Raw genomic sequence first — 1,315 nt, 5'->3', positions numbered from 1 at the left:
GTCGGATTTTGTAAGCCGGTTTTAAAACTCTTTGATTTGTCTAAATATGATATAATTTGATTTGTTTCAGCCACGTATTTGGGAGTAGTAAATGGCAACTTCTTATGAAACCGATTTTGCAAAGTGGGCAGTTGAGCAGGCCAATCTGCTTAGAGCCGGTGTGCTTGATAAGATTGATTTGTCTAACCTTGCAGAAGAGATTGAGAGCATGGGCAAGAGTGAACATCGTGAATTGAAAAGCCGAATGATGGTTTTGGTTCAGCATTTATTAAAGTGGAAGTTTCAGCCGGCTTATCGTGGTATCAGTTGGCGCAGAACCATTGCTGAACAGCGTGTTCAGATTGCTTTGGTATTGCAGGATTCGCCCAGTTTAAGCAATGATATGGCAAACCTTGAATGGATTACTGCTGTTTGGGATAAGGCAGTTAAATTGGCAGCCGGAGAAACAGGGATTTCGAAAAAGGTATTTCCTGCCGAGCCTGTTTGGACAACCGATGAAATTTTGAATGATGATTTTCTGCCTGAGTGATGGGCAAATTTTAAAAGCATGGCAACAGGCCGTCTGAACATTCAGACGGCCTTTGTGTTTTCAAGGAGCAGAAAGATGAAAACGATTTATGTTGAAATCGGTTACGCCGACGGCAAGGCGGCGGTGGCCAATTATTCAAAAGGTAAGCTGGTGGTATGGCGTAAAGGCACAGACGGGATTTTTTCGGAGTTGCCGCCTCGTCCGGCTAAGAGCATGAAAGATGCGATGAAGCAGGTCGGCAGAATCTACTGTAAAGATAAGGTGATTTGCTGACTGAAATTCCCTACCGTCGCTTTCAGACGGCCAGCAACCCAGCGGCTGGGTGATAAATAGGCTGGGCGGTTACGATACCGTCCTAGGTGTGATGTCCGGTTACAAGCACTTTGCCTGTGAAACAATCAGCAGTAGCAGGAGGGTAAACAATCGCGGAAGGGGTCTCATTTCCACCTGCTGCTCTTTAAACGCCTGATTAATGCGGTGTTGCTGCATAACCAATACTGCAATAATCGGATCGTCAGCTGTCAGCTTGATACCCGTCAACCGGAAAGTGTCTGCAATAATCGCTTCAACGTCCGAAGCCGCCATATCATTCACCCGTTTGCTCGTGATGCGCCGTAGCGATAAAAGGTACTTGGTCAAGCCGGGCAAACAAATCTTTCTGCACCGTGCGCAAGCGTTGGCGCGGCATCAGGCCGAACAATTCCGAAGATTGGGCTTCGCTCAAGGTCAGATTCGCGCTGGTCATTTTTTTAATGTCCGCGCCGAATGTATCAGGGTTGCGGTTCA

3 protein-coding genes and 1 pseudogene are annotated in these 1,315 nt (G+C 46.8%); 2 read left to right on the top strand and 2 right to left on the bottom strand.

The features are described 5' to 3' along the window. The first annotated feature begins 91 nt into the window (after nucleotides 1-91). Complete coding sequence (locus tag C7N83_RS13850) at nucleotides 92-529, top strand: DUF29 domain-containing protein (protein WP_106743282.1); 438 nt, start codon at nucleotides 92-94, stop codon at nucleotides 527-529. A 75-nt stretch (nucleotides 530-604) separates the two neighbouring features. After that, nucleotides 605-802 (top strand): hypothetical protein, encoded by a 198-nt coding sequence (locus C7N83_RS13845; RefSeq protein WP_106743281.1) that lies wholly within the window; start codon nucleotides 605-607, stop codon nucleotides 800-802. 99 nt (nucleotides 803-901) lie between these two features. Here C7N83_RS13845 and C7N83_RS13840 read toward each other — a convergent pair whose 3' ends face one another. Together C7N83_RS13840 and C7N83_RS15070 are read right to left on the bottom strand one after the other, a co-directional pair. Then, nucleotides 902-1,114, bottom strand: a complete 213-nt coding sequence (locus C7N83_RS13840) for a hypothetical protein (protein ID WP_106743280.1) — start codon at nucleotides 1,112-1,114, stop codon at nucleotides 902-904. Nucleotide 1,115: 1 nt separating this feature from the next. Continuing rightward, nucleotides 1,116-1,315: pseudogene (locus C7N83_RS15070) on the bottom strand (conjugal transfer protein TraL); the annotation flags it as partial.

The sequence above is a fragment of the Neisseria iguanae genome (assembly GCF_003013245.1).
GTDB classification, from domain to species: domain Bacteria; phylum Pseudomonadota; class Gammaproteobacteria; order Burkholderiales; family Neisseriaceae; genus Neisseria; species Neisseria iguanae.
The sequence above is the reverse complement of the archived record's forward strand: the minus strand, read 5'-3'. Positions and strand labels throughout refer to the sequence as shown.

What these genes read in the sequence shown, in the direction of transcription:
- C7N83_RS13840 (WP_106743280.1), bottom strand. Translation starts at nt 1,114, where the DNA reads ATGGCGGCTTCGGACGTTGAAGCGATTATTGCAGACACTTTCCGGTTG.
- C7N83_RS13845 (WP_106743281.1), top strand. Translation starts at nt 605, where the DNA reads ATGAAAACGATTTATGTTGAAATCGGTTACGCCGACGGCAAGGCGGCG.
- C7N83_RS13850 (WP_106743282.1), top strand. Translation starts at nt 92, where the DNA reads ATGGCAACTTCTTATGAAACCGATTTTGCAAAGTGGGCAGTTGAGCAG.